Source organism: Pseudomonas granadensis (assembly GCF_900105485.1).
In the GTDB taxonomy this organism is placed as follows: Bacteria; Pseudomonadota; Gammaproteobacteria; order Pseudomonadales; family Pseudomonadaceae; genus Aquipseudomonas; species Aquipseudomonas granadensis.
This window is the reverse complement of record NZ_LT629778.1, coordinates 5,039,781-5,065,414: the sequence shown is the minus strand read 5'-3', so window position 1 is coordinate 5,065,414 and position 25,634 is coordinate 5,039,781. Positions and strand designations below refer to the sequence as shown.

The following is a 25,634-nucleotide window of genomic DNA, read 5'->3' as shown; positions in this document are numbered from 1 at the left end:
CATGGTGCAATCTGTTCCCGACGCGCAAGCCCCGGTGTTCAAGGGCTGGTCGCGATAAGTATGTCAATGTCGCGGATAGGTAAACGCGCGGTCCGCGCTATACGCAGAATCGCCGACATGAGGCCGACAGTCGGCCGTGGAGAACAGCATGTCCAACAGCTTCCTGAATCCTGTCACCACCCAGACCTGGGCCAATGGCCGACACATTGTCCGTTGCGTCAAAGTCATCCAGGAAACCTGGGATGTGCGCACCTTCTGCTTCATGGCCGATCAGCCGATCATGTACTTTTTCAAGCCGGGGCAGTTCGTCACCCTGGAGTTGGAAATCGAAGGCCAGCCGGTCATGCGCTCATACACCATTTCCAGCTCGCCCTCGGTGCCGTACAGCTTTTCGGTAACCATCAAGCGCGTGCCGGGCGGCAAGGTGTCCAACTGGCTGCACGATACCCTTCACGAGGGGCAGGAGCTGGCGGTGCATGGCCCGGTCGGGTTGTTCAATGCCATCGATTTCCCGAGCCCGAAAGTTCTGTACCTCAGCGGTGGCGTCGGTATCACCCCGTGCATGTCGATGGCGCGCTGGTTCTACGACACCAACGCCAACGTCGACATGACCTTTATCCACAGCGCGCGCTCGCCAAAAGACATCATTTATCACCGCGAGCTGGAACACATGGCGTCGCGGATCGACAACTTCAGCCTGCACCTGATCTGCGAGAAACATGGCCTCGGTGAGCCATGGGCCGGTTATCGCGGCTACCTCAACCACAAGATGCTTGAGCTGATGGTGCCGGACTTCCTCGAACGCGAAGTGTTCTGCTGCGGCCCGACGCCGTACATGACCGCAGTCAAGCGCCTGCTGGAAAACGCCGGCTACGACATGTCGCGTTATCACGAGGAATCTTTCGGCGCTACGCCACCGGAAGCGCGTGCCGACGCGGTGGAACAGGCCGAACAGGCAGCCGATGCGCCGGAAATCGACGCGGCGGATCTGCATCAAGTCGAATTCACCGCCTCCGGCAAGAGCATCCGCGTCGGCCCGGGCGAAACCGTCCACGCAGCCGCCGCCAAGCTCGGCCTGATGATTCCGAAAGCCTGCGGCATGGGCATTTGCGGAACGTGCAAGGTGATGAAGCTCGGTGGCGAAGTGGAGATGGAGCACAACGGCGGGATTACCGAGGATGACGAGGCCGAGGGTTTCATCCTTTCTTGCTGCAGCGTGCCTAAAGGTGATGTGCGGATTGAGTTCTGAGTGAGGCGGGCTTCGGCGTCCGGCTCGCCCCTCACCCCAGCCCTCTCCCAGAGGGAGAGGGGGCCGACCGAGGTGTCTGTCGCTCTCACCGACCTGAGACACCGTGTCGATTATGGATTCAACACTTCACGTTCAGGTCGGCGCAATGCTTGAGCCTCCCCCCAATCAGTCCCCTCTCCCTCTGGGAGAGGGCTAGGCGGGCGGCGTTCCGATGAGGGGCTTTTTGCTTTGCGTCAGGCCGACATCACTTCGCGAATGTCACGCGCCAGTTCGCGCACGCGCTCTTCTTCGGTGTCCCACGAGCACATGAAGCGTGCGCCGCCCTTGCCGATGAAGGTGTAGAAGCGCCAGTTCTTCGCAGTCAGCGCGGCGATGGCCGGTTCCGACAGTTGCAGGAACACGCCGTTGGCCTGGACCGGGAACATCAGCTCGACGCCGGGAATATCGCTGACCAGCTCGGCCAGCAGTTGCGCGCAGTGGTTGGCGTGGCGGGCGTATTTGAGCCAGGCGCCGTTTTCCAGAATGCCGACCCAGGGCGCCGACAGGAAGCGCATTTTCGACGCCAGTTGCCCGGCCTGTTTGCAGCGGTAATCGAAGTCTTCGGCCAGTTTGTGGTTGAAGAACAGGATCGCCTCGCCCACCGCCATGCCGTTTTTCGTGCCGCCGAAGCACAGCACATCGACGCCGGCCTTCCAGGTCAGATCAGCCGGCGAGCAGCCGAGGAACGCGCAAGCGTTGGAAAACCGCGCGCCGTCCATGTGCAGATGCAGGCCCAGCTCCTTGCAGGTGGCGCTGATCGCGCGGACTTCTTCCGGGGTGTAGACGCTGCCGACTTCAGTGGCCTGGGTCAGGGTCACCACACGCGGTTTCGGGTAGTGAATGTCCTGGCGCTTGAGCGCGACTTCGCGGATCGACTGCGGAGTGATCTTGCCGTTTTCGGTGCCGGCGATCAGCAGTTTCGAACCGTTGGAGAAAAATTCCGGGGCGCCGCATTCGTCGGTTTCGACGTGGGCGGTTTCCGAGCAGATCACGCTGTGGTAACTCTGGCACAGCGACGACAGGGCCAGCGAGTTGGCGGCGGTGCCGTTGAAGGCGAAGAACACTTCGCAGTCGGTTTCGAACAGGTTGCGGAAATGATCGGCCGCGCGGGCGGTCCATTCATCGTCCCCATAGGCGCGCTGGTGGCCGTGGTTGGCCTGTTCCATGGCAGCCCAGGCTTCCGGGCAGATACCGGAATAGTTGTCGCTGGCGAATTGTTGGCTCTTGTCGGTCATGGCCGGCTTCCGTAATCGAGACTCTTGTGAAGGCTCGTGGTCAATGAAGATGCGCACTTTACCGAAGATCTTCCGGGGAGCACATGCGATGTCGGGTGCAGGAAATTACCAGTTTATGGGCCGATTATGCACCTGAGCCGACGCGACGGTGCGCTGGATCTGCTCAAGTGGCTGGCGCTATTGAGTATGGTCCTCGATCACCTGCGATATGCCGGCTTTTCCGCCGATTGGCTGTACGTGCCGGGGCGACTGGCCTTTCCGTGGTTTTGCCTGGCGATGGCGGCGAATCTTTCGCGCGACGGTTCGCGAAAAATGGAGTGGCGCTATCTGGGCTGGTTGTTGTTGTTCAGCGCCGTCAGTGAAATTCCGTATCGCTTGTACATTGCTGATCCTGACACGTTGAACGTGATGCCGACGCTGGCGCTGGGGTTGTTGGTGGCGCGCGGTTGGCAGGACTCCTCTTCGGTATCGCGACTGCTGGCAGCCGCTGCGTTGGTGGCCGCTGCGGTTTTTTCAGAACGACTGATGTTTGGTTTTTTTGGCGTTCTGCTGCCTTTGGCGATGCTGCTGGTGTTTCGTTGTCCCTGGTATTTCGCTCTGCTGCCGGGCCTGATCTGTCTCGCCGCCAATCAATGGCAGGTATTGCTCGAATCGGCGCGGTTCGGCAATCACGTGGCGATTGTCGGTCTGGCGGTTTGTCTGTTGGCGCCAATGCTGGGGATGTTCCTGTTGCGACATGGGCGACATCTTCAGCCGCCACCGATGCGGCGCTGGGCGTATGCGCTTTACCCCGCGCATTTCTTGATGCTGCTGCTTATCCGTCAAATCACCGCATATCCCTTGTAGGAGTGAGCCTGCTCGCGATAGCGGTGGATCAGCCAGCACAGGCGTCAACTGATCCACCGCTATCGCGAGCAGGCTCACTCCTACAGGGGATCTGTGCAAGTTCAACAAGTGATTTCCAGCCATGTCGTAAACGCACCTTTGCGTGGCGCGCGCAGGCATTTGAGCTGTCTGTGCCGGTCATACCATCGCATCAAAGGGCACCGCTGCGATTGCCGGTGCCTTACCGAGACGAATGGCGCACAGATGCCGCTGGGAGAGACGCGATGTTCAGCAAGCAAGACCAGATCCAGGGTTACGACGATGCACTGCTGGCGGCGATGAATGCCGAGGAGCAACGTCAGGAAGATCACATCGAGCTGATCGCGTCGGAGAACTACACCAGCAAGCGCGTCATGCAGGCGCAAGGCAGTGGCCTGACCAACAAATATGCTGAAGGCTATCCGGGCAAGCGCTACTACGGTGGCTGCGAGCATGTCGATAAGGTCGAAGCGCTGGCGATCGAACGCGCCAAGCAACTGTTCGGCGCCGATTACGCCAACGTCCAGCCGCACTCCGGTTCGTCGGCCAACAGCGCGGTGTACCTGGCGCTGATCCAGCCGGGCGACACCATCCTCGGCATGAGCCTGGCCCACGGCGGCCATTTGACCCACGGCGCGAAAGTGTCGTCCTCGGGCAAGCTCTACAACGCCGTGCAGTACGGTATCAACACCGACACCGGGCTGATCGATTACGACGAGGTCGAGCGTCTCGCCGTCGAATCCAAGCCGAAAATGATCGTCGCCGGTTTCTCCGCTTACTCGAAGACTCTGGATTTTCCGCGCTTCCGTCAGATCGCCGATAAGGTCGGTGCGCTGCTGTTCGTCGACATGGCCCACGTCGCCGGTCTGGTCGCCGCCGGTCTGTACCCGAACCCGCTGCCGTACGCCGACGTGGTGACCACCACTACCCACAAGACTCTGCGCGGTCCACGCGGTGGGCTGATCCTGGCCAAGTCCAACGAAGAGATCGAAAAGAAGCTCAACGCCGCAGTATTCCCCGGTGCCCAGGGTGGCCCGCTGATGCACGTCATCGCCGGTAAGGCGGTGTGCTTCAAGGAAGCGCTGGAGCCAGGCTTCAAGGCCTATCAGCAACAAGTGATCGACAACGCTCAGGCGATGGCCAGCGTGTTCATCAAACGTGGCTACGATGTAGTGTCCGGCGGCACCGATAACCATTTGTTCCTGGTCAGCCTGATCCGTCAGGGCCTGACCGGCAAGGACGCTGATGCTGCCCTCGGCCGCGCTCACATCACCGTGAACAAGAACGCCGTGCCGAACGACCCGCAGTCGCCGTTCGTGACCTCGGGCCTGCGCATCGGCACTCCGGCAGTGACCACCCGTGGCTTCAAGGTCAGCCAGTGCGAAACCCTCGCCGGCTGGATCTGCGACATCCTCGACAACCTCGGTGACGCCGATGTCGAGGCCAATGTCGCGCAGCAGGTGTCGGCCCTGTGTGCAGACTTCCCGGTTTATCGCTGAGCGTTCTGGAGTAAATGACTATGCAACGCTATTCGGGCTTCGGCCTCTTCAAACACTCGCTCAGCCACCACGAAAACTGGCAGCGCATGTGGCGCACGCCCACGCCGAAAAAAGTCTACGACGTGGTCATCGTCGGCGGTGGCGGGCACGGTCTGGCGACCGCCTATTACCTGGCGAAAGAACACGGCATCACCAACGTCGCGGTGGTCGAGAAGGGCTGGCTGGGCGGCGGTAATACCGCGCGCAACACCACCATCGTCCGTTCCAACTACCTGTGGGACGAGTCGGCGCACCTTTACGAACACGCGATGAAATTGTGGGAAGGCCTGTCGCAGGACCTCAACTACAACGTGATGTTCTCCCAGCGTGGCGTCTACAACCTGTGCCACACCCTGCAGGACATCCGTGATTCCGAGCGTCGGGTCAGCGCCAACCGCCTCAACGGCGTTGATGGTGAGCTGCTCAACGCCAAGCAAGTGGCGGACGAGATTCCGTACCTCGACTGCTCGAAGAACACCCGTTACCCAGTGATGGGCGCTACCGTGCAGCGTCGCGGCGGCGTGGCCCGTCACGATGCCGTGGCCTGGGGCTTTGCCCGTGCCGCCGATGCCTTGGGCGTGGACCTGATCCAGCAGACCGAAGTGATCGGTTTCCGCAAGGAAAACGGTGTGTGCATCGGCGTCGAAACCAACAAGGGTTTCATCGGCGCCAAGCGCGTCGGTGTGGTCACTGCCGGTAACTCCGGGCACATGGCCAAGCTCGCCGGTTTCCGTCTGCCGATCGAATCCCACCCGCTGCAAGCGCTGGTGTCCGAGCCGATCAAACCGATTATCGACAGCGTGATCATGTCCAACGCCGTGCACGGTTACATCAGCCAGTCCGACAAGGGCGACCTGGTGATCGGCGCCGGTATCGACGGCTACAACGGCTATGGCCAGCGTGGTTCGTACCCGGTGATCGAACACACCGTGCAAGCGATCGTCGAGATGTTCCCGGTGTTGTCCCGCGTGCGCATGAACCGCCAGTGGGGCGGCATCGTCGACACCACTCCGGACGCCTGCCCGATCATTTCGAAAACCCCGGTACCGAACATGTTCTTCAACTGCGGTTGGGGCACCGGTGGCTTCAAGGCGACACCTGGCTCGGGCAACGTGTTTGCCGCGAGTCTGGCCAAGGGTGAAATGCACCCGCTGGCCGCCCCGTTTTCCATCGACCGTTTTCACAACGGTGCGTTGATCGATGAACATGGCGCTGCTGCCGTCGCCCACTAACAGGAGAAATCCCTATGTTGCACATCTTCTGTCCTCACTGCGGCGAACTGCGCTCCGAAGAGGAATTCCACGCATCCGGCCAGGCGCATATTCCGCGTCCACTGGATCCAGGCGCCTGCACCGATGAGGAGTGGGGCGACTACATGTTCTTCCGCGATAACCCGCGCGGTCTGCACCACGAACTGTGGGACCACGTCGCCGGTTGCCGGCAGTACTTCAACGTCACCCGCGACACTGTGACCTACGAGATTCTCGAGAGCTACAAGATCGGCGAGAAGCCACAATTCACCGACAAGGCTGGTACTGCAAAAACCGCCACGACGGCGCTGGGAGAGAAGGTATGAGCCAGACCAATCGCCTGTCCAACGGTGGACGGATCGACCGCAACAAAGTGCTGAGCTTCACCTTCAACGGCCAGACCTACAAAGGTTTCGAGGGTGACACCCTGGCCGCCGCGCTGATTGCCAACGGCGTCGATATCATCGGCCGCAGCTTCAAGTATTCGCGTCCGCGCGGCATCTTCGCCGCCGGTGCCGAAGAGCCGAACGCGATTCTGCAGATCGGCGCCACCGAAGCCACGCAGATTCCCAACGTGCGCGCCACGCAACAGGCGTTGTACCAAGGTCTGGTCGCGACCAGCACCAACGGCTGGCCGAGCGTCAACAACGACATGATGGGGATTCTCGGCAAGGTCGGCGGCAAGCTGATGCCGCCGGGTTTCTACTACAAAACCTTCATGTACCCGCAATCGTTCTGGATGACTTACGAGAAGTACATCCGCAAGGCTGCCGGGCTCGGCCGTTCGCCGACCGAGAACGATCCGGACACCTACGACTACATGAACCAGCACTGCGACGTGCTGATCGTTGGCGCTGGCCCGGCCGGTCTCGCCGCTGCCCTGGCCGCTGCGCGCAGCGGTGCCCGCGTGATTCTGGCCGATGAGCAGGAGGAGTTCGGCGGCAGCCTGCTTGATTCCCGCGAAAGCCTCGACGGCAAACCGGCGATGGAATGGGTCGCCAGTGTCATCGCTGAATTGAAGAACACCCCGGACGTGCTGCTGTTGCCGCGCGCCACAGTCAACGGCTACCACGACCACAACTTCCTGACCATTCACGAACGCCTCACCGATCACCTCGGTGACCGCGCGCCGATCGGACAGGTGCGTCAGCGCATCCACCGTGTCCGCGCCAAGCGTGTGGTGCTGGCGACCGGCGCGCACGAGCGTCCGCTGGTCTACGGCAACAACGACGTGCCGGGCAACATGCTTGCCGGTGCGGTGTCGACTTACGTGCGTCGCTATGGCGTGGCGCCGGGCAAAAAACTGCTGCTGTCGACCAACAACGATCACGCCTATCGTGTGGCGCTGGACTGGCTCGATGCGAGTCTGCAAGTGGTGGCCATCGCCGATGCCCGCAGCAATCCGCGCGGTGCGCTGGTGGAAGAAGCGCGCGCCAAAGGCATTCGCATCCTCACCGGCAGCGCTGTGATCGAAGCGCGTGGCAGCAAGCGCGTGACCGCTGCCCGTGTTGCGGCGATTGATGTGAAAGCGCATGCCGTAACCAGCCCGGGCGAATGGCTCGACTGCGATCTGGTTGCCAGTTCCGGTGGTTACAGCCCGGTGGTGCACTTGGCTTCTCACCTGGGCGGCAAGCCGATCTGGCGTGAAGACATCCTTGGTTTCGTACCGGGAGAGGCGCCGCAGAAACGCGTGTGCGTGGGTGGCGTCAACGGCGTTTATGCCCTCGGCGATTCTCTGGCTGACGGTTTCGAAGGTGGCGTGCGCGCTGCTGCTGAAGCCGGTTTCCAGACTGTCGAAGGCGTGCTGCCGAAAGCCTTGAGCCGCGTCGAAGAACCGACGCTGGCGCTGTTCCAGGTGCCCCACGAGAAAAACTCGGCACGTGCGCCGAAGCAGTTCGTTGACCTGCAGAACGACGTCACCGCCGGTGGCATCGAACTGGCGACCCGTGAAGGTTTCGAGTCGGTCGAGCACGTCAAGCGCTACACCGCGCTGGGCTTCGGCACCGATCAGGGCAAGCTCGGCAACGTCAACGGTCTGGCGATTGCCGCACGCTCCTTGAACGTGACCATCCCGCAGATGGGCACCACGATGTTCCGCCCGAACTACACGCCGGTGACCTTCGGCGCCGTGGCCGGTCGTCACTGTGGGCACATTTTTGAACCGGTGCGCTACACCGCGCTGCATGCCTGGCATGTGAAGAACGGCGCCGAGTTCGAAGACGTCGGGCAGTGGAAGCGTCCATGGTATTTCCCGAAAAACGGCGAAGACCTGCACGCCGCGGTCAAGCGCGAATGCAAAGCCGTGCGCGACAGCGTCGGCCTGCTCGATGCCTCGACCCTCGGCAAGATCGACATTCAAGGCCCGGATGCCCGCGAGTTCCTCAACCGCGTGTACACCAACGCCTGGACCAAGCTCGACGTGGGCAAGGCGCGTTACGGTTTGATGTGCAAGGAAGACGGCATGGTCTTCGACGACGGTGTCACGGCGTGTCTGGCCGACAACCATTTCGTCATGACCACCACCACCGGTGGCGCTGCCCGCGTACTGCAATGGCTGGAGCTGTACCACCAGACCGAATGGCCGCAGATGAAGGTCTACTTCACCTCGGTCACCGACCACTGGGCGACCATGACCCTGTCCGGGCCGAACAGCCGCAAGCTGCTCAGTGCCGTGACCGATATCGACCTGAGCAACGAAGCGTTCCCGTTCATGACCTGGAAAGAAGGTCTCGTGGGTGACGTGCCGGCGCGGGTGTTCCGCATCTCGTTCACCGGCGAGCTGTCGTACGAAGTCAACGTCCAGGCCGACTATGCGATGGGCGTGCTGGAAAAAATCGTCGAGGCCGGCAAGCAGTACAACCTGACCCCGTACGGCACCGAAACCATGCACGTGCTGCGCGCCGAGAAGGGTTTCATCATCGTCGGCCAGGACACCGACGGCTCGATGACCCCGGACGACCTGAACATGGGCTGGTGTGTGGGTCGCACCAAACCATTCTCGTGGATCGGCCAGCGCGGCATGAACCGCGAAGATTGCGTGCGTGATCAGCGTAAGCAGCTGGTCGGCCTGAAACCGATCGATCCGACCAAATGGCTGCCGGAAGGTGCGCAGCTGGTGTTCAACACCAAGCAGGCGATCCCGATGAGCATGGTTGGCCACGTGACCTCCAGCTACGCGCACAACTCCCTCGGTTATTCGTTTGCCATGGGTGTGGTCAAGGGCGGTCTCAAGCGCATGGGCGAGCGGGTGTTTGCGCCGCTGGCCGATGGCAGCGTGATCGAGGCGGAAATCGTTTCTTCGGTGTTCTTCGATCCGAAGGGCGAGCGGCAGAACATCTGACGACTTCGAACCGAACCCTGTGGCGCTGCTGCCAATCGCTAGCAGGCTAGCTCCCACAGGGGAACGCGGTCGAATGTGGGAGCCAGCCTGCTGGCGATGACGGTAGTGCAGCCACCACCGCAACCAAAAGAATCCAAAGGTGCTTTATGACCACAGCCAATGTGTACCAGCAACGTCCGACCACCGGCGCCCGCGCCGAGTCGTCGCTGCACCATGCCGACCTCGCCAGCCTGGTCGGCAAGGGCCGCAAGAACGCCGGCGTGATCGTGCGTGAGAAAAAACTCCTCGGCCACCTGACCCTTCGTGGCGATGGCCACGATGCCGCCTTCGCCGCCGGTGTGCACAAGGCGCTGGGCATTGAACTGCCCGGCGCCCTCAGCGTCGTCGTCAAAGGTGAAACCAGCCTGCAATGGATGGGGCCGGACGAATGGCTGCTGATCGTGCCCAGCGGTGAAGAGTTCGCCGCCGAGCAGCAACTGCGCGAAGCGCTGGGCGACCTGCACATCGCAATCGTCAACGTCAGCGGCGGCCAGCAACTGCTCGAACTGAGCGGGCCGAACGTGCGTCAGGTGCTGATGAAGTCGACCAGCTACGACGTGCACCCGAACAACTTCCCGGTCGGCAAAGCGGTCGGCACGGTGTTCGCCAAATCGCAGCTGATGATTCGCCATACGGCCGAAGACACCTGGGAATTGCTGATCCGTCGCAGCTTCTCGGATTACTGGTGGTTGTGGTTGCAGGATGCGTCGGCTGAGTACGGCCTTAGTGTTCAGGCTTGAAGTGAATTGTGTTGAGCTTGCTTGCGTGTAGGGCTGGAGATTTTTTCCCCCTCACCCCAGCCCTCTCCCCCAGGGGGGAGAGGGGGAAAGGGAGCCGATCTCTGGTGTATGGGAGATTTGAGTCTCGCTCGAAATTGCTCTTGAGTACGACTCGGTATTTCACGTCGGCGTAGCTCGAAAGAACACCTCGGTCAGTCCCCTCTCCCTCTGGGAGAGGGCTAGGGTGAGGGAAAAACCTGACACCCCGCACAATGAACAGGAGTCACCGCACCATGAGCCGCGCCCCAGACACATGGATTCTGACCGCCGACTGCCCCAGCGTCCTCGGCACCGTGGACGCGGTCACGCGTTTTCTGTTCGAGCAGGGCTGTTACGTCACTGAGCACCATTCGTTCGACGACCGTCTCTCCGGGCGCTTTTTCATTCGTGTGGAATTCCGCCAGCCCGACGGCTTCGACGAGCAATCCTTCCGCGCCGGCCTGGCCGAGCGCGGGCAGGCTTTTGGCATGGTGTTCGAGCTGACTGCGCCGAACTACCGGCCGAAAGTGGTGATCATGGTGTCCAAGGCCGATCACTGCCTCAACGACTTGCTCTATCGCCAGCGCATCGGCCAGTTGTCGATGGATGTGGCCGCGGTGGTCTCCAACCATCCGGATCTCAAGCCATTGGCCGACTGGCACCAGATTCCCTACTACCATTTCCCGCTCGACCCCAACGACAAGCCGGCGCAGGAGCGGCAGGTCTGGCAAGTGATCGAAGAATCCGGCGCCGAACTGGTGATCCTCGCCCGCTACATGCAGGTGCTGTCACCGGAGCTGTGCCGCAAGCTCGATGGCAAGGCGATCAACATTCACCACTCGCTGCTGCCGGGCTTCAAGGGCGCCAAGCCGTATCACCAGGCCTACAACAAGGGTGTGAAGCTGGTTGGCGCGACGGCGCATTACATCAATAACGATCTGGATGAAGGGCCGATCATTGCCCAGGGCGTCGAGGCGGTGGATCACAGTCATTATCCCGAGGATCTGATTGCCAAGGGGCGCGATATCGAAGGCCTGACACTGGCGCGGGCGGTTGGGTATCACATTGAGCGCAGAGTGTTTCTCAATGCCAATCGCACCGTCGTTCTTTAACAACAGCTTCAAGTTGCAAGCTTTAAGCCGCAAGACAAAGCGGTCAGCACACTTCTTGCGGCTTGTAGCTTGCCGCTTGAAGCTCAATCCACTCTCTACCCAACAACAAATATAGAGGTGATGGCATGTCTGGCAATCGTGGTGTGGTGTATCTCGGCGCTGGCAAGGTCGAAGTACAGAAAATCGACTATCCGAAAATGCAGGACCCGCGCGGCAGGAAGATCGAACACGGTGTGATCCTGCGTGTGGTTTCCACCAATATCTGCGGCTCCGACCAGCACATGGTGCGCGGCCGTACCACGGCGCAGACCGGTCTGGTGCTGGGTCACGAAATCACCGGCGAGGTCATTGAGAAAGGCTCCGACGTCGAAAACCTGAAGATCGGCGATCTGGTTTCGGTGCCGTTCAACGTGGCTTGCGGGCGCTGCCGTTCCTGCAAGGAGCAACACACCGGCGTCTGCCTGACCGTCAACCCGGCCCGTGCCGGTGGCGCTTACGGTTACGTCGACATGGGCGACTGGACCGGCGGCCAGGCCGAATACGTGCTGGTGCCATACGCCGACTTCAACCTGTTGAAACTGCCGGACCGCGACAAGGCGATGGAGAAAATCCGCGACCTGACCTGCCTCTCCGACATCCTCCCGACCGGTTACCACGGCGCGGTCACTGCTGGCGTCGGCCCGGGCAGCACTGTGTACATTGCCGGCGCCGGCCCGGTCGGCCTGGCCGCTGCCGCTTCGGCACGTCTGCTCGGCGCGGCGGTGGTGATCATCGGCGACGTCAACACCATCCGCCTGGCCCACGCCAAGGCTCAGGGTTTTGAAATTGTCGACCTGTCCAAGGACACCCCGCTGCACGAACAGATCGCTGCACTGCTTGGCGAGCCGGAAGTCGACTGCGCGGTCGACTGCGTCGGCTTCGAAGCCCGCGGCCACGGCCACGACGGCGTCAAGGCCGAAGCCCCGGCCACGGTGCTCAACTCACTGATGGGCGTCGTCCGTGTTGCCGGCAAGATCGGTATCCCGGGCCTGTATGTCACCGAAGATCCGGGTGCCGTCGACGCCGCCGCAAAAATGGGCAGCCTGAGCATTCGTTTCGGTCTGGGCTGGGCGAAATCCCACAGCTTCCACACCGGCCAGACCCCGGTGATGAAGTACAACCGCCAGTTGATGCAGGCGATCATGTGGGATCGCATCAACATTGCCGAAGTGGTGGGTGTGCAGGTGATCAGCCTCGATCAGGCGCCTGAAGGTTATGGCGAGTTCGATGCGGGCGTGCCGAAGAAGTTTGTGATTGATCCGCACAAGTTGTTCAGTGCGGCGTAGGGTTTTACCGCAACGCAAAACGGCGACCTCAGGGTCGCCGTTTTTTTTTCGTGCTTTTCACATTTTCTCGACGGACCGTGTCTGAAAATGGACCTGCAACCCGGAACATGCCACCCGATCCCCGGTCAAACCGCCAGTTTCGTCGCCGTTGTCCGGTGGCAGCTTTTCCCCAGAGGATGTCTGAATGAAGATTTCACGCGGTTTTGCCTTGGCATCGCTCCTGACCTTGGCCGCCGGCCCGGTGTTTGCCGGTTTCAGCCTGAACGACGTGGCCGGTGCGGTATCGGGCATGCAGGGTGGCGACAAGGCCGCTGCGGCGGCGCCGACTTCGGAAACTGCCGGCTTGCTCAGCGCCTTGAGTGCACTGGACGTGACGCCGGAGCAAGCGGTGGGCGGCACCAGTGCAATGCTGGGCCTGGCGAAGAATCAGTTGAGCAGCACCGACTATTCGCAACTGGCCAAGGAAGTGCCAGGCATCGACAAGCTGTCCGGTGGCAGCGGCAATCTGGCGGCGTTGGGTGCGTTGCTCGGTTCGTCCGGAAAGTCGGCGGGTCTTGAAAATGCGTTGGGCAATGTGAAAGACAGCAACGACCTGAACAATGCGTTCAGTGCGCTGGGCATGGACAGCGGCATGATCGGCCAGTTTGCCCCGGTGCTCCTGCAATACCTCGGTCAGCAGGGTGTCGGCGGTTCGCTGCTGAGCAGCCTGGGCAATATCTGGGGCACCGGCACCGGCAGCTGAGTCAACGGCGCTCGTTGCGCAATTCGGCGATGCGCTGATCTTTCTCGGTCCAGAGCTGGTTGACCCAGTTCTGGACGCGTTCGCGAAATACCGGGTCTTTCTCGTAATCGCCCTGCCACAGCGCGGGATCGAGTTCGCGGGTCTTGATGTCGATGATGACCCGCGGCACGTTGCCGCTGATCAGATCCCAAAACCCCGGAATCTTCTCTTGCGGATACACCACCGTCACGTCGAGCATGGCATCAAGCTGTTCGCCCATCGCCGCCAATACAAAGGCCACGCCACCGGCTTTGGGTTTGAGCAGGTGATTGAACGGTGAAGTCTGCTGTGTGCTTTTCGCCAGGGTGTAACGCGTGCCTTCCAGATAATTCACCACCGTCACTGGCTGGCGCTTGAACAGCTCGCAGGCGGCTTTGGTGATCTCCAGATCCTTGCCCGCCAATTCCGGGTTCTTCGCCAAAAAGGCCTTGGTGTAGCGCTTCATGAACGGGTAATCCAGCGCCCACCACGCCAGACCGAGGAACGGCACCCAGATCAGCTCTTTCTTGAGGAAGAACTTGAAGAACGGTGTGCGCCGGTTGAGGGTCTGGATCAGCGCGGGGATGTCGACCCACGATTGATGGTTGCTGACCACCAGATAGGAAGTGTCGCGACGCAAATCGTCGCCGCCGCGAATGTCCCACTGCGTCGGAATGCACAGCTGGAAGATCAGCTTGTCGATCTCGGCCCAGGTCTCGGCAATCCACATCACCGCCGCGGACGCATGATCGCGCCAGCGTCCTGGTGCGATCAGTTTGAGCAAGGCAAACACCATCAACGGCCCGATCAGGATCAGGGTGTTGAGCAACAGCAGCAGGGTGACGAAACAGCCGGTGAGCAGGCGGCGCATAGGCAACTCTATGAAGTGTCAGGGGCGGGCCATGATAAGCAGCTTCGCGCGACAGGCCAAATCGGTGGTGACGAATGTTTCACTTTTTGGTCGGTATGCTTGGCTCAAGAGTCGTGTTGAAGCTGCCGGCCTCTTCGCGAGCAGGCTCGCTCCCACAGGGGAATGCATTTCAATGTGGGAGCGAGCCTGCTCGCGAAGCGGTCCGGGAAGCGAACGAATGACTCAACGGGTGTCTAAAATCCCAGCCTGCCGCCCTTCAATTTCCAAGGAAGCCCCTTACGTGAAATCCCTCCTTGCACTGTTTGCCCTAGTCGCCCTGCCGGTCATGGCCGCCGAGCCGACCCTGTACGGGCGCTACGAATACATCGCGCTGCCGGAAATCGGCGGTGAAGTGCTCAAGGCCAAGATGGACACCGGTGCGCTGACCGCCTCGCTGTCGGCCAAGGACATCGAAACCTTCACCCGCGATGGCGACGACTGGGTGCGTTTCCGCCTCGCCACCAAGGACGCCAGCAACAAGGTCTACGAACACAAGGTTGCGCGAATCAGCAAGATCAAGAGCCGTTCGGACGAAGAGGACGAGGGCGAAAGCACCGACGTCGCCAAGCGCCCGGTGGTCGATCTGGAACTGTGTCTGGGCAACGTCAAGCGCACCGTTGAGGTCAACCTGACCGACCGCAGCCACTTCAACTATCCGTTGCTGATCGGTGCCAAGGCCTTGCGTGAGTTTGGCGCAGCAGTGAATCCGGCGCGGCGCTTCACCGCCGACAAGCCGGACTGCTAAGTGGTCTCATTGACGTAACGTCAGGCTTGGGGCACCGTTCGCGCACTTAACCCACGGGCTCGGACGCCATGCCTCATATCCTGATTGTCGAAGACGAAGCGGCGATTGCCGATACGCTGATTTTCGCCCTGCAGGGCGAAGGCTTCAGCACCACATGGCTGAGCCTCGGCGCGGCGGCGCTGGATCATCAGCGGCAGACGCCGGCCGATCTGATCATTCTCGACATCGGCCTGCCGGACATCAGCGGCTTCGAGACCTGCAAACAGCTGCGGCGTTTCAGCGAAGTGCCGGTGCTGTTTCTCAGCGCACGGGATGCCGAGATCGATCGCGTGGTCGGCCTGGAAATCGGCGCCGACGATTACGTGGTCAAACCGTTCAGCCCGCGTGAAGTTGCCGCTCGGGTGAAGGCCATCCTCAAACGCATGGCGCCGCGCCCGGCGGTCGAAGGTGCTTCGGCACTGTTTCGTATCGATGCCGATCGGGTGCAGATCATCTATCGCGGCCAGATCTTGAGCCTGACCCGTCACGAATTCCGTCTGTTGCAATGCCTGCTCGAACAACCCGAGCGGGTGTTCAGCCGCGAGCAACTGCTCGACGCACTGGGCGTGGCCGCCGACGCCGGTTACGAGCGCAGCATCGACAGCCACATCAAAAGCGTGCGCGCCAAACTGCGTCTGGTGCGCGCCGACGCCGAGCCGATCCAGACCCATCGCGGCCTCGGCTACAGCTACAGCCCGGGGCACAGCTGATGTCGCTGGGACTGCGGATTTTTCTGGTGTATGTGCTGTTCGTCGGCCTGACCGGGTATTTCGTGCTCAACACGGTAATGGAAGAAATCCGCCCCGGCGTGCGCCAGTCCACCGAAGAAACCCTGGTCGACACCGCCAACCTGATGGCGGAGATCCTGCGCGACGACTTCAAGGCCGGCACCCTCAGCGAGAACCGCTGGCCGCAATTGCTGCGCGCCTATGGCGAGCGCCAGCCGCAGGCGACGATCTGGGGCTTGCCGAAGAATCAGGTCAACCACCGGATCTACGTGACCGACGCCAAAGGCATCGTCGTGCTCGACTCCAGCGGCGTCGCGGTCGGCCAGGATTACTCGCGCTGGAATGACGTCTACCTGACCTTGCGCGGCGAATACGGTGCGCGCTCGAGCCGCAGCGACCCTGACGATCCGAACTCCTCGGTGATGCACGTCGGCGCGCCGATCCGCGACAACGGCAAGATCATCGGCGTGGTCACCGTGGCCAAACCGAACAGCTCGTTGCAGCCTTACGTCGATCGCACCGAGCGGCGCTTGCTGGTTTACGGCGCCGCGCTGATCGGCCTCGGTCTGTTGTTCGGTGCGTTGCTGTCGTGGTGGCTGAGCCGCGCGCTGCACCGGCTGACCGGTTATGCCCAGGCGGTGAGCGAGGGCCGGCGCGTGGAAGTGCCGCATTATCGCGGCGGCGAACTGCAACAGCTCGCCACTGCGGTGGAGCAGATGCGCACTCAGCTTGAGGGCAAAGCCTACGTCGAGCGCTATGTGCACACGCTGACCCACGAACTGAAAAGCCCGTTGGCGGCGATTCGTGGCGCGTCGGAGTTGCTGCAAAGCGATATGCCGCCCCTCCAGCGGCTGCGCTTTGTCAGCAACATCGACAGCGAAAGCGCGCGGATGCAGCAGCTGATCGAACGCTTGCTCAATCTGGCGCAGGTCGAACAACGTCAAGGCCTGGAAGAGCGTGTGGCAGTGCCGCTGGCGCTGTTGGTCGCAGAGTTGCTGCGGGCGCAGGCTGCGCGGATCGAGGGCAAGCAACTGCGTGTCGAGCAAGCGATTGGCGAGGATCTGTTGCTGATTGGCGAGCCGTTTCTGCTGCGTCAGGCGTTGGGCAATCTGCTGGAAAATGCTCTGGATTTCACTCCCGCGCAGGGTTTGTTGCGCTTGAGTGCCGAGCGGGTTGGCGAGCAGATCGAGGTGCGACTGTTCAACGAAACCGCGCCGATTCCCGATTACGCCTTGCCGCGCCTGACCGAGCGGTTTTACTCATTGCCGCGCCCGGACAGTGGGCGCAAGAGCACTGGGTTGGGGCTTAACTTCGTTGAAGAAGTGGTCAAGTTGCATGATGGATCACTGAGCATTCGCAATGTTGAAAGCGGTGTGGAAGTTTCATTGCGCCTGCCTTGAGACCGAGTCGCGGCCATCGCGAGCAGGCTCACTCCTACAGGTGATCGCATTTCAAATTGTAGGAGTGAGCCTGCTCGCGATAGGGCCGGCGCATTCTCCACACAATCTCCATAATTTCCCCATAAACCCCCCACACCACCTCAGCAGACTCTCCCCATCCAAACAGGGAGAGTCCCATGAACCGAAATCTGACCATCAAGCTCGGCGCCATCGCTCTGCTGATCCTGCTGTTGCTGATACCGCTGCTGATGATCGACGGCGTCATCGACGAGCGCCAACAGTTGCGCGACGGTGTGCTCGATGACATCGCCCGCAGCTCCAGCTACAGCCAGCAGCTGAGCGGGCCGGTGATGGTGGTGCCGTATCGCAAGGTCGTGCGCACCTGGAAGACCAACGAAAAAACCAATCAGCGCTACGAAGAAGTCGGCGAAGAACGTGGGCGCTTGTACTTTCTGCCGGAGCGTTTCGAACTCGACGGACAGGTGGAAACCGAGCTGCGCAAGCGCGGTATTTATGAGGCGCGCCTGTTCCACGCTGACAACCGAATCAACGGCCATTTCGCCTTGCCGGCGCAGTTGGGCATCAAGGAAAATTTCACCGATTACCAGTTCGACGCGCCATTCCTGGCGGTCGGTATCAGCGATATCCGTGGCATCGAAAACGCCCTGAAACTGGAAGTCGATGGCCAGCGCCTGGACTTTGTCCCGGGGTCGGAAGTGGGCTGGATCGGTGAAGGCGTGCACGTAACCCTGCCAGCGCTGGACACCGGCAAAGTTACGCAACTGAGCTTTGCCTTCGATCTGCGCCTGCAAGGCACCGGCTCGCTAAAAGTGTTGCCGGTGGGCAAGACCAGCAGCGTCAGCCTCAAGGCCAACTGGCCGCACCCAAGCTTCGTTGGCAACTTCCTGCCCGCCAAGCGTGAGATCAACGATGAGGGTTTTAGCGCGGAATGGCAGACCTCGTTTTTCTCCACCAACCTGCAAGAGGCGATGGACCGCTGCATCGTCGGCGACTGCGATGGGCTGAACGGTCGCAGCTTTGGCGTCAGCTTCATCGACCCGGTCGATCAGTACCTGAAAAGCGACCGGGCGATCAAATACGCCTTGCTGTTCATCGTCCTGACCTTCGCCGGTTTCTTCCTCTTCGAAGTACTCAAGAGCCTCGCGGTGCACCCGGTGCAGTACGCGCTGGTCGGTGTGGCGCTGGCATTTTTCTACCTGTTGCTGTTGTCACTGTCCGAGCACATCGGTTTTGCCCTGGCGTATCTGCTCTCGGCCAGTGGTTGCGTGTTGTTGATCGGCTTTTACGTCTGCCATGTGCTGCGCAGCGTGCGCCACGGTTTGAGTTTTTCCGCCGGGCTCGCAGCGTTGTATGGCCTGCTTTATGGATTGCTGAGCGCTGAGGATTACGCGCTGCTGATGGGCTCGTTGCTGCTGTTCGGACTGCTCGGTGTATTCATGGTGCTGACGCGCCGGCTGGACTGGTATGCGATCGCGCAGAAACCGGCCAAGCCGCTGGAGTTCGATCTGGGGGTGGTGGAATGAGCGGGGTGGGCTTGAGAGAGGAGCGCAGGGAAGCAGCGGTTTTGCTGACACTGATTCTTGCAGCTTTGCCACTGCAACCGAGGTGGTGCCATCGCGAGCAGGCTCACTCCTACAGGGGAATGCGGTCAATTGTAGGAGTGAGCCTGCTCGGGAGGGGGCCGAACAGGCGCCGCAGAATCAGGATTTGGGCATTGTCGCGACCATGGACGGCCGCTGACTCACTTCAAAATACCAGTTGCCCAGTTGTGGATTGGCCGCACGCCAGTCCATGTCCGGGAAGCGCAGATCCAGATAACCCAGTGCACAGGCGACGCTGATCGCAGCCACGTCGAAGTGACTGGTCAGTTCGGCAATTGCCTCGCTCTCCAGCACGGCGAGGGCGCGACGGATCTTGTTGCGCTGCGCGTCGAGCCACTGCTCCCAGTGTTTTTCCACCGGGCGCAGCACGGTTTCGTAACGCACCATCACCGAGGCGTCCATGATCCCGTCGGCCATCGAGGCCAGGGTCAGACGCCGCCAGCGCGCCGAGCCTTCACGCGGGATCAGCGGATTGCCGACGTGCTGCTGGTCGAGGTATTCAAGGATCACGCGGCTGTCATGGATGACATTGCCATCGGCCAGACGCAGGGCGGGGATCTTGCTCAACGGGTTGTCGGCGATCAGCGCCGGGTCCGGGCTGACCGGGCTGAGCACACAGTCTTGCAACGCCACGCGATCCTGCTGCCCGGTTTCATGGAGCAACACCATCACTTTGCGCACGAACGGGGAAAGAGTGTTGTGGTAAAGGGTCATGCTGGGGGCGGACATGGGCAGGGTCTCGATCAGGACAATGATCGGGCAGCATAGCTTGTTACCGGTCTCTTGTAGGAGTGAGCCTGCTCGCGATGACGGTGGGTCAGTCAGCATCGATGTTGAACATTGGGCCGCTATCGCGAGCAGGCTCACTCCTGCAAGGGATTTTCAGCTTCGCGGCACAAAGCCTCTTATCGCCAGAAATGCCGGCACGCCGAGGCCGACCCAGCTCAACGCATCCCAGATGCCGTCCCCCAGCAACGCCGCAAACAACCCCGCCGCACTGAGCAGGGCGATCACGATCGGTGTGCTGAAGACCTTCCAGAAACTCGACTGACGCGGCTTCATGCCGAGGCCTCCGCGGTTTCCGCCACCCGGTTCGCCGCTTTGCGCCGCGCGACCCACAGGTACACGCCGCTGGCCAATACGATGATGGTCAACACATCGAGCGTGGCCCACAAAATCTTCATCGGCATGCCGCCGTAGTCACCGAAATGCAAAGGCTGGGACATGCCCATGGCGTCCATGTACCACGGGCGTTCGGCCACGGCGGTGACTTGCAGCGTCGTGGCATCGATCAGCACCGGGGTCAGCAGATGCGAAGTCAGGTGCGTGCCGCCCTTCATGAATACCGCGTAATGGTGCTCGCTGGAAAAGCGTGTGCCGGGGAAGGCGATGAAATCCGGCTTCATGCCCGGCGCGACTTCAGCGGCAATGTCGAGCAGGCGCGTGGCTGGCGCCAGTTGAGTCAGCGGCGGCGCATCGCGGTACGGTGCAACCAGCGTGGTCAGCGCGTCGTTGCGCCACGCGGCGATCAGCAAGTCGGCGCAGGCGCTGATCACCCCGGTCACGCCCACCACCAGACACCACGTCAGCGTCACGACGCCGATCAGGTTATGCAGGTCGAGCCAGCGCAGCCGCGTGGATTTGTCCTGGCGCACAGTGCCGAACTTCAAGCGACGCATGAACGGCAGGTACAGCACCGTCCCGGACACGATCGCCACGACAAACAACAACCCCATGAACGCCAGCAGCAGTTTTCCCGGCACCCCGGCAAACATGTCGACGTGCAGGCGCAGGATGAACAGCATCAAGCCGCCGTTGGCCGAAGGGGTTTCCAGCGCTTCACCGGTGCGCGCATCGAGCATGAAGGTGTGCGACGAGTTCGGTTCGGTGCCGGCGGTTTTCGCCATGATCGCGAATGCCGCGTTCGGGTCTTCGTCGTCATAGCCGAAGTACTGCATGACTTCGCCGGGTCGATGCTGCTGCGCGGCATCGACCAGTTGCTGCAGATTGAGCTGCGGCGTGTCGGCCGGCATTTCGCGCAACTCGGGAGCGTTGCCCAGCAGATGATCGATCTCGTGGCTGAAAATCAGCGGCAGACCGGTCAGCGCCAGCATCAGCAGAAACACCGTGCAGATCAGGCTGGTCCAGGTGTGAACGAACGACCAGCGACGGATGGTTTTACTTTTCATTGCATGACCTTCAAAAACACCGAAGCCGTCCCCTGGGGACGGCCTGGTAATTGGGCCTGTTTCAGCTCACGCGCTTACCACTTGTAAGTGGCACTGGCGACGACGCTGCGCTGGTCGCCGTAGTAGCAATAGAAGCTGTCGCAGGTGGAAATGTATTCCTTGTCGAACAGGTTGGTCGCGTTGACCGCCAGAGACGCGCCTTTGAGGCTGTTGTCGAGGCGGCCGAGGTCGTAATGCACCGAAGCGTCGAACACCGTGTAGGCATCGGCCTTGCCCAGCCAGGTGTTGGCCTTGTCGCCATAGGTATTACCGGTGTAACGCACGCCGCCGCCAATGCCGAAGCCGTCGAGCACGCCGCTGTGCCAGGTGTAATCGGTCCACAGCGAAGCTTGCTGGTTGGGCATCAGTTGCAGGCGATTGCCCTTGTCGACGCCATTTTGCACCTCTGACTTGGCCAGGGTGTAGGCGGCGATGACTTTGAGATTGTCGGTCACGTCGGACACCGCTTCCAGCTCAAGGCCTTTGACTTTGACTTCGCCGGTCTGGCTGGTGATCGAAACGTTGTTGACGAAGGTATTGACCGAGACGTTCTTCTGGGTCAGGTCATACACGGCGGCGGTCAGCAGGGTCTTGCTGCCCGGCGGCTGGTACTTGATACCCAACTCCCATTGCTTGCCTTCGGTGGGTTTCAGCGAACCGGTGGACGTGGCGTCGGCACCGGTGGTTGGCTGGAACGACTCGGCGTACGACAGGTACGGCACGAAACCGTTGTCAAACACGTAGCTGAGGGCTGCGTTGCCGCTGAATTTCTTGTCGCGCTGGGTATTGGTGGTGTCGCCCTGGTTGATGAATTTCGTGCTGGTGTGCACCCAGTCTTCGCGACCACCGAGGGTCAGGCGCCATTGATCGAGGGCCATCTGATCCTGCACGTACAGGCCGGTCTGGTAGGTCTTCTGGTCGTAGTCGTAAAACGCCGTGGAGCGCGCCGGGCGGACGATCGGCTGGCCGTAGATCGGGGTGATCACGTTGGTGGTCAAGCCATCGCCGAAAATCGAGGTGTAGTTGGTATTGCTGCGCTGGTGATCCAGACCCAGCAGCAGGGTGTGACGGATGTCACCGGTGGCGAAGTCGGCCTGGAAATTGTTGTCCACTGCGAACTGGCTGATGTCTTCTTCGACGCTGGTGCTGGTGCGGCCGACGTTGCCTTGCTCATCCACCGTGGTGAATGGGTAGGAGCCGGGCGTCAGCGACTGGAACGACAGATCCGACTTGGTGTAGCGCAGGTTCTGCTTGAACTGCCAGACGTCGTTCAAACGGTGTTCGAAGGCGTAGCCCAGCGCGTAGTAGGTGCGGTCGTAATATTCCCAGTCCGGATCGCCGAGGTTCTTGTGGTGAGAGATATCACCGAACGGCGAATTGATCTTCGTGCCCTGGATCGGCAGAAACTGGCTGGTGATACCGGTGTCGTCGCGGGTGAACTGGCTCAGCAGGGTGAATTTGGTGTCGTCGTCGATGTTCCAGGTCAGGCTCGGCGCGATGTTGTAGCGCTTGTTGTCGACATGATCGACCTGCGTGCCGCTGTCGCGTACCACGCCGCTGATGCCGTAAAGAAACTGCCCGGCGTCATCGATCTTGCCGGTGCTGGCGAAGTTGATCTGGCGATGATTGTCGCTGCCATATTGCAGCTGAATTTCGTTGCTCGCTTCCGCACTCGGGCGGCGGCTGACCATGTCGAGCAGACCACCCGGCGGGGTCTGGCCATAGACCGAGGAGGCCGGGCCGCGCAGCAGGGCGAGGCGGTCGAGGTTCCAGGTTTCCTGTTTCGGGTTGGCGTACACGCCTTTGGGCAGCGGCAGGCCATCGAGGAACTGGGTCGGTTCGAAACCGCGCACGCGCAGCCAGTCGGCGCGGGTGTCGCTGCCGTAGCTGCTGGCGGTGATCCCCGGCATGTAGCGCACGGCATCGTCGAGGCTATGCACGCTGCGGTCGTCCATTTGCTGACGGGTCGCCACTGAGATCGAGCGCGGCGCTTCGACCAGTGCGGTGTCGGTCTTGGTGCCGGCCGCGGTGCGGGTAGCGGTGTAACCCTCGACCGGGCCCCAGGCAGTTTCCAGATTTTCCACGCCGATGACCGCCGTTTCCGGCAGGGCCAGCGTACCTTCAGGCACCGCGACCAGGGTGTAAGTGCCGGCGCTGCTCTGCTCCAGTTGCAGGCCGGTGCCACGCAGGGCAGCGCGCAGGGCGCCGGCGGCATCATATTGGCCGTTGACCGGTGCCGAGGTCTTGCCCGCCGCCAGCGACGGATTCAACGACAAAGCGAGGCCGCCCTGACTGGCGATCTGGTTCAGGGTGGTCGACAGCGGCGCGGCCGGCAGGTTGTAGGCGCGCACGCTGGACGCTTGCTCGGCGGCGAGCAACGGGCTGCTGATCAGCGGGGCGCCGAGCGCAATGGCGACAGCCAGCAGACTGGGGCGCAACAAGGTGTCTAGCGAACGGAACATACGGCGGCTCCTGAATGGAAATATTTCTCAATTGCCTGTGTGCCGGATGAAAAGCAAAAAGTGATAGGGCTGGGTGGATTTTTTTTTGCTGGAAATGATGTTGGGGCTGATGTCGCCATCGCGAGCAGGCTCACTCCTACAAGGGAACGCATTCCAACTGTAGGAGTGAGCCTGCTCGCGATCGCCTTTTCACAGCCTGCGAATTTCTAAGGCTTGGGCTCAGCCTTGGCCACGGTGACCCAATACGGCGTATGCCGCTCGATCTGCACCGGCAACGTCGGCAGCAGTGCGCTCAAGGCTTTATCGGTATCGTGCAGCGGGAAACTGCCGGTAATGCGCAAGTCCGCCACCTCCGGCGCCACACCGAGGTATCCGCGACGATAGCGCCCGAGTTCGTGCAGCAGATCGCCGAGGCGCGCGTTATCCACCACCAGCATGCCGCGGGTCCAGGCATCGGCGCCGGGATTGAGCGCGGCGATTTGGCCGAGGCCATCGCGGCGCAGCAGCACTTGCTGGCCTTCGCGCAGAATCCGTTCCTGCGGATTGGCTTGCCCATGGGCGGCCACTGCCGACTGCAACACGCTCAACCGCGTGCCGTCTTCTTCACGCTTGACCAGAAACCGCGTGCCCAGCGCTCGCATGCTGCCTTCGCGGGTTTCGACAATGAACGGCCGCGCATCGCCATGCCCTGTTTCAACGAGGATTTCGCCTTCCTGCAAGACGATCAACCGGCGCTGATCATCGAATCGCACATCCACCGCGCTGTGGGTATTGAGATTGAGCACGGTGCCGTCCGCCAGGCGCACGGTGCGCTGTTCGCCGGTGGCGGTGCGCTGGTCGGCCAGCCAGTAATCCAGCGGCAGAAAGCGTTCACTGGCGAACAGCCCCAGACCGACGATCAACGCCACACTGGCCAGACCGCTGCCGAGTTTGCGCACGCGCCGGCGAATGCCCTCGCGCGATTGCAGCAAGGCACTGCGCGCCGGACCTTTGGCCACGCTGAAACGCTGATCGAGCATGCCCAACTGGCGCCAGGCGCGGGCGTGTTCTTCATTCGCCGCGTGCCATTTGGCGAACTCCTCGCGCTCCAGCGGGGTGCTCGAATCGAGGGTCAATTGCCAGGCAATCGCCGCATCCAGCACATGCGCCGGCACCGGACGGGAACTGGCCGGGTTCATGTTGGCTCACCGTACAGGGCGATGTAGCACTGGCGAATACCCTGCGCCAGATACTGACGCACGCGAGGCACCGAAACGCCGAGGCGGGCGGCGATCTCGGCATGGCTGAGGCCATCGAGGCGGTTATACAGAAACGCGGCGCGGGCCTTGGTCGAGAGCTTGCCGAGCAAGCGGTCGATGGCCTTGAGGTCGTCGAGGATCATCTGCTGTTCTTCCACCGACGGTTGCTCGGCTTCGGGTATCAGCATCAATTCGGTGAGGTAGGCCTGTTCCAGCGCCGCGCGGCGGAAGTAGTCGAACAGCAGGCCTTTGGCGATCGCCACCAGAAAGGCGCGCGGCTCACGCGGTGTCAGCAATTCATCGCGACCGAGCAGGCGCACGAAGGTGTCCTGGCTCAGGTCTTCGGCACGCTGCGGACAAGCCACATTGCGCCGCAGCCACGCCAGCAGCCAACCACGATGGTCGCGATACAGCGCACCGACAAGCTGACTGTGAGGGCTTGGGACTGACGACACCGGACATCACCGATTGGGAAAGATTAACTAACGCGAATTGTTCGCGATTCTGGCAGAGGTGGGAATGGTTAGCAATTGGCCACTGGTCAGGTGATGAATCAAGGGCGGCCCCTCACCCTAGCCCTCCCGAAGCGTCGGACCGCCCGGAGGGAGAGGGGACCGATCGGGGGATATTCTGGAGATACACCGACCTGAGCGTTTTGCATTGAATCCATAATCGACTCGATATTTCAGGTCGATGTATGAAAAAAGACCCCTCGGTCGGCTACCCTCTCCCTCTGGGAGAGGGCTGGGCGGG

22 protein-coding genes are annotated in these 25,634 nt (G+C 61.4%); 14 read left to right on the top strand and 8 right to left on the bottom strand.

Annotated features, from left to right (window positions below):
* Nucleotides 1-148: 148 nt before the first annotated feature.
* Nucleotides 149-1,249 carry a glycine-betaine demethylase subunit GbcB gene (gene gbcB / locus BLU52_RS22575; protein WP_090286979.1) on the top strand — a complete coding sequence of 367 codons (1,101 nt, stop codon included), beginning with the start codon at nucleotides 149-151 and terminating at the stop codon, nucleotides 1,247-1,249.
* Nucleotides 1,250-1,482: 233 nt separating this feature from the next.
* Here gbcB and BLU52_RS22570 read toward each other — a convergent pair whose 3' ends face one another.
* A complete protein-coding gene (locus tag BLU52_RS22570; RefSeq protein WP_090286977.1) occupies nucleotides 1,483-2,523 on the bottom strand; it encodes a threonine aldolase family protein in 1,041 nt (346 codons plus the stop codon).
* A 126-nt stretch (nucleotides 2,524-2,649) separates the two neighbouring features.
* On the opposite strand from BLU52_RS22570, the gene BLU52_RS22565 reads away from it, so the two are divergent.
* From BLU52_RS22565 to BLU52_RS22525, 9 genes are all read left to right on the top strand, one after another.
* Nucleotides 2,650-3,369: a TraX family protein gene (locus BLU52_RS22565; RefSeq protein WP_090286975.1), complete on the top strand. Its 720-nt coding sequence runs from the start codon at nucleotides 2,650-2,652 to the stop codon at nucleotides 3,367-3,369.
* Nucleotides 3,370-3,632: 263 nt separating this feature from the next.
* On the top strand, nucleotides 3,633-4,886 hold the full coding sequence (gene glyA, locus BLU52_RS22560; protein ID WP_090286973.1) for a serine hydroxymethyltransferase: 1,254 nt from the start codon (nucleotides 3,633-3,635) through the stop codon (nucleotides 4,884-4,886).
* Nucleotides 4,887-4,906: 20 nt separating this feature from the next.
* Nucleotides 4,907-6,157, top strand: coding sequence for a sarcosine oxidase subunit beta (locus tag BLU52_RS22555; protein WP_003177603.1), 1,251 nt, complete (start codon nucleotides 4,907-4,909; stop codon nucleotides 6,155-6,157).
* Between the two features lie 14 nt (nucleotides 6,158-6,171).
* A complete protein-coding gene (locus BLU52_RS22550; RefSeq protein ID WP_090286971.1) occupies nucleotides 6,172-6,501 on the top strand; it encodes a sarcosine oxidase subunit delta in 330 nt (109 codons plus the stop codon).
* Nucleotides 6,498-9,515, top strand: coding sequence for a sarcosine oxidase subunit alpha (locus BLU52_RS22545; protein WP_090286968.1), 3,018 nt, complete (start codon nucleotides 6,498-6,500; stop codon nucleotides 9,513-9,515). The genes BLU52_RS22550 and BLU52_RS22545 overlap by 4 nt, the downstream gene beginning before the upstream one ends.
* Nucleotides 9,516-9,661: 146 nt before the next feature.
* The gene (locus tag BLU52_RS22540; protein WP_090286966.1) at nucleotides 9,662-10,294 is read left to right on the top strand and encodes a sarcosine oxidase subunit gamma; all 633 of its coding nucleotides are present in this window, start codon (nucleotides 9,662-9,664) and stop codon (nucleotides 10,292-10,294) included.
* A 272-nt stretch (nucleotides 10,295-10,566) separates the two neighbouring features.
* A complete protein-coding gene (gene purU, locus BLU52_RS22535; RefSeq protein ID WP_003228959.1) occupies nucleotides 10,567-11,424 on the top strand; it encodes a formyltetrahydrofolate deformylase in 858 nt (285 codons plus the stop codon).
* Nucleotides 11,425-11,549: 125 nt separating this feature from the next.
* Nucleotides 11,550-12,749 carry a formaldehyde dehydrogenase, glutathione-independent gene (gene fdhA, locus BLU52_RS22530; protein ID WP_090286964.1) on the top strand — a complete coding sequence of 400 codons (1,200 nt, stop codon included), beginning with the start codon at nucleotides 11,550-11,552 and terminating at the stop codon, nucleotides 12,747-12,749.
* 184 nt (nucleotides 12,750-12,933) lie between these two features.
* Entirely contained in the window at nucleotides 12,934-13,491 is a 558-nt protein-coding gene (locus tag BLU52_RS22525; protein ID WP_090286962.1) for a DUF2780 domain-containing protein, read from the top strand.
* A gap of 1 nt (nucleotide 13,492) precedes the next feature.
* Here the strand turns inward: BLU52_RS22525 and BLU52_RS22520 are convergent, their stop codons facing one another.
* On the bottom strand, nucleotides 13,493-14,380 hold the full coding sequence (locus tag BLU52_RS22520; protein ID WP_090286960.1) for an acyltransferase: 888 nt from the start codon (nucleotides 14,378-14,380) through the stop codon (nucleotides 13,493-13,495).
* A gap of 280 nt (nucleotides 14,381-14,660) precedes the next feature.
* Here BLU52_RS22520 and rloA2 point away from each other — a divergent pair, with 280 nt between their 5' ends.
* From rloA2 to creD, 4 genes are all read left to right on the top strand, one after another.
* Complete coding sequence (gene rloA2 / locus BLU52_RS22515) at nucleotides 14,661-15,164, top strand: retropepsin-like aspartic peptidase RloA2 (protein WP_090286958.1); 504 nt, start codon at nucleotides 14,661-14,663, stop codon at nucleotides 15,162-15,164.
* 68 nt (nucleotides 15,165-15,232) lie between these two features.
* Nucleotides 15,233-15,913 (top strand): two-component system response regulator CreB, encoded by a 681-nt coding sequence (gene creB / locus BLU52_RS22510; protein WP_090286956.1) that lies wholly within the window; start codon nucleotides 15,233-15,235, stop codon nucleotides 15,911-15,913.
* Nucleotides 15,913-17,331, top strand: a complete 1,419-nt coding sequence (gene creC, locus BLU52_RS22505; protein ID WP_090286954.1) for a two-component system sensor histidine kinase CreC — start codon at nucleotides 15,913-15,915, stop codon at nucleotides 17,329-17,331. The genes creB and creC overlap by 1 nt, the downstream gene beginning before the upstream one ends.
* A 176-nt stretch (nucleotides 17,332-17,507) precedes the next feature.
* Complete coding sequence (gene creD / locus BLU52_RS22500) at nucleotides 17,508-18,875, top strand: cell envelope integrity protein CreD (RefSeq protein ID WP_090286953.1); 1,368 nt, start codon at nucleotides 17,508-17,510, stop codon at nucleotides 18,873-18,875.
* A gap of 177 nt (nucleotides 18,876-19,052) precedes the next feature.
* On the opposite strand, the gene BLU52_RS22495 is transcribed toward creD, so the two are convergent.
* From BLU52_RS22495 to BLU52_RS22470, 6 genes are all read right to left on the bottom strand, one after another.
* On the bottom strand, nucleotides 19,053-19,682 hold the full coding sequence (locus BLU52_RS22495) for a glutathione S-transferase (RefSeq protein WP_090286951.1): 630 nt from the start codon (nucleotides 19,680-19,682) through the stop codon (nucleotides 19,053-19,055).
* 153 nt (nucleotides 19,683-19,835) lie between these two features.
* On the bottom strand, nucleotides 19,836-20,015 hold the full coding sequence (locus BLU52_RS22490; RefSeq protein ID WP_090286950.1) for a hypothetical protein: 180 nt from the start codon (nucleotides 20,013-20,015) through the stop codon (nucleotides 19,836-19,838).
* Nucleotides 20,012-21,142, bottom strand: coding sequence for a PepSY-associated TM helix domain-containing protein (locus BLU52_RS22485; RefSeq protein ID WP_090286948.1), 1,131 nt, complete (start codon nucleotides 21,140-21,142; stop codon nucleotides 20,012-20,014). Before BLU52_RS22485 ends, BLU52_RS22490 begins: the two co-directional genes overlap by 4 nt.
* Before the next feature lie 74 nt (nucleotides 21,143-21,216).
* Nucleotides 21,217-23,643 carry a TonB-dependent siderophore receptor gene (locus BLU52_RS22480; protein WP_090286946.1) on the bottom strand — a complete coding sequence of 809 codons (2,427 nt, stop codon included), beginning with the start codon at nucleotides 23,641-23,643 and terminating at the stop codon, nucleotides 21,217-21,219.
* 206 nt (nucleotides 23,644-23,849) lie between these two features.
* On the bottom strand, nucleotides 23,850-24,821 hold the full coding sequence (locus BLU52_RS22475; RefSeq protein WP_090286944.1) for a FecR domain-containing protein: 972 nt from the start codon (nucleotides 24,819-24,821) through the stop codon (nucleotides 23,850-23,852).
* Nucleotides 24,818-25,336 carry an RNA polymerase sigma factor gene (locus tag BLU52_RS22470; RefSeq protein ID WP_090286942.1) on the bottom strand — a complete coding sequence of 173 codons (519 nt, stop codon included), beginning with the start codon at nucleotides 25,334-25,336 and terminating at the stop codon, nucleotides 24,818-24,820. The genes BLU52_RS22475 and BLU52_RS22470 overlap by 4 nt, the downstream gene beginning before the upstream one ends.
* Nucleotides 25,337-25,634: the final 298 nt, after the last annotated feature.

What these genes read in the sequence shown, in the direction of transcription:
- BLU52_RS22495 (WP_090286951.1), bottom strand. Translation starts at nt 19,682, where the DNA reads ATGTCCGCCCCCAGCATGACCCTTTACCACAACACTCTTTCCCCGTTC.
- glyA (WP_090286973.1), top strand. Translation starts at nt 3,633, where the DNA reads ATGTTCAGCAAGCAAGACCAGATCCAGGGTTACGACGATGCACTGCTG.
- BLU52_RS22545 (WP_090286968.1), top strand. Translation starts at nt 6,498, where the DNA reads ATGAGCCAGACCAATCGCCTGTCCAACGGTGGACGGATCGACCGCAAC.
- BLU52_RS22550 (WP_090286971.1), top strand. Translation starts at nt 6,172, where the DNA reads ATGTTGCACATCTTCTGTCCTCACTGCGGCGAACTGCGCTCCGAAGAG.
- BLU52_RS22525 (WP_090286962.1), top strand. Translation starts at nt 12,934, where the DNA reads ATGAAGATTTCACGCGGTTTTGCCTTGGCATCGCTCCTGACCTTGGCC.
- fdhA (WP_090286964.1), top strand. Translation starts at nt 11,550, where the DNA reads ATGTCTGGCAATCGTGGTGTGGTGTATCTCGGCGCTGGCAAGGTCGAA.
- BLU52_RS22520 (WP_090286960.1), bottom strand. Translation starts at nt 14,380, where the DNA reads ATGCGCCGCCTGCTCACCGGCTGTTTCGTCACCCTGCTGCTGTTGCTC.
- BLU52_RS22480 (WP_090286946.1), bottom strand. Translation starts at nt 23,643, where the DNA reads ATGTTCCGTTCGCTAGACACCTTGTTGCGCCCCAGTCTGCTGGCTGTC.
- creD (WP_090286953.1), top strand. Translation starts at nt 17,508, where the DNA reads ATGAACCGAAATCTGACCATCAAGCTCGGCGCCATCGCTCTGCTGATC.
- gbcB (WP_090286979.1), top strand. Translation starts at nt 149, where the DNA reads ATGTCCAACAGCTTCCTGAATCCTGTCACCACCCAGACCTGGGCCAAT.
- BLU52_RS22565 (WP_090286975.1), top strand. Translation starts at nt 2,650, where the DNA reads ATGCACCTGAGCCGACGCGACGGTGCGCTGGATCTGCTCAAGTGGCTG.
- BLU52_RS22475 (WP_090286944.1), bottom strand. Translation starts at nt 24,821, where the DNA reads ATGAACCCGGCCAGTTCCCGTCCGGTGCCGGCGCATGTGCTGGATGCG.
- BLU52_RS22555 (WP_003177603.1), top strand. Translation starts at nt 4,907, where the DNA reads ATGCAACGCTATTCGGGCTTCGGCCTCTTCAAACACTCGCTCAGCCAC.
- creB (WP_090286956.1), top strand. Translation starts at nt 15,233, where the DNA reads ATGCCTCATATCCTGATTGTCGAAGACGAAGCGGCGATTGCCGATACG.
- BLU52_RS22540 (WP_090286966.1), top strand. Translation starts at nt 9,662, where the DNA reads ATGACCACAGCCAATGTGTACCAGCAACGTCCGACCACCGGCGCCCGC.
- creC (WP_090286954.1), top strand. Translation starts at nt 15,913, where the DNA reads ATGTCGCTGGGACTGCGGATTTTTCTGGTGTATGTGCTGTTCGTCGGC.
- purU (WP_003228959.1), top strand. Translation starts at nt 10,567, where the DNA reads ATGAGCCGCGCCCCAGACACATGGATTCTGACCGCCGACTGCCCCAGC.
- BLU52_RS22490 (WP_090286950.1), bottom strand. Translation starts at nt 20,015, where the DNA reads ATGAAGCCGCGTCAGTCGAGTTTCTGGAAGGTCTTCAGCACACCGATC.
- BLU52_RS22570 (WP_090286977.1), bottom strand. Translation starts at nt 2,523, where the DNA reads ATGACCGACAAGAGCCAACAATTCGCCAGCGACAACTATTCCGGTATC.
- BLU52_RS22485 (WP_090286948.1), bottom strand. Translation starts at nt 21,142, where the DNA reads ATGAAAAGTAAAACCATCCGTCGCTGGTCGTTCGTTCACACCTGGACC.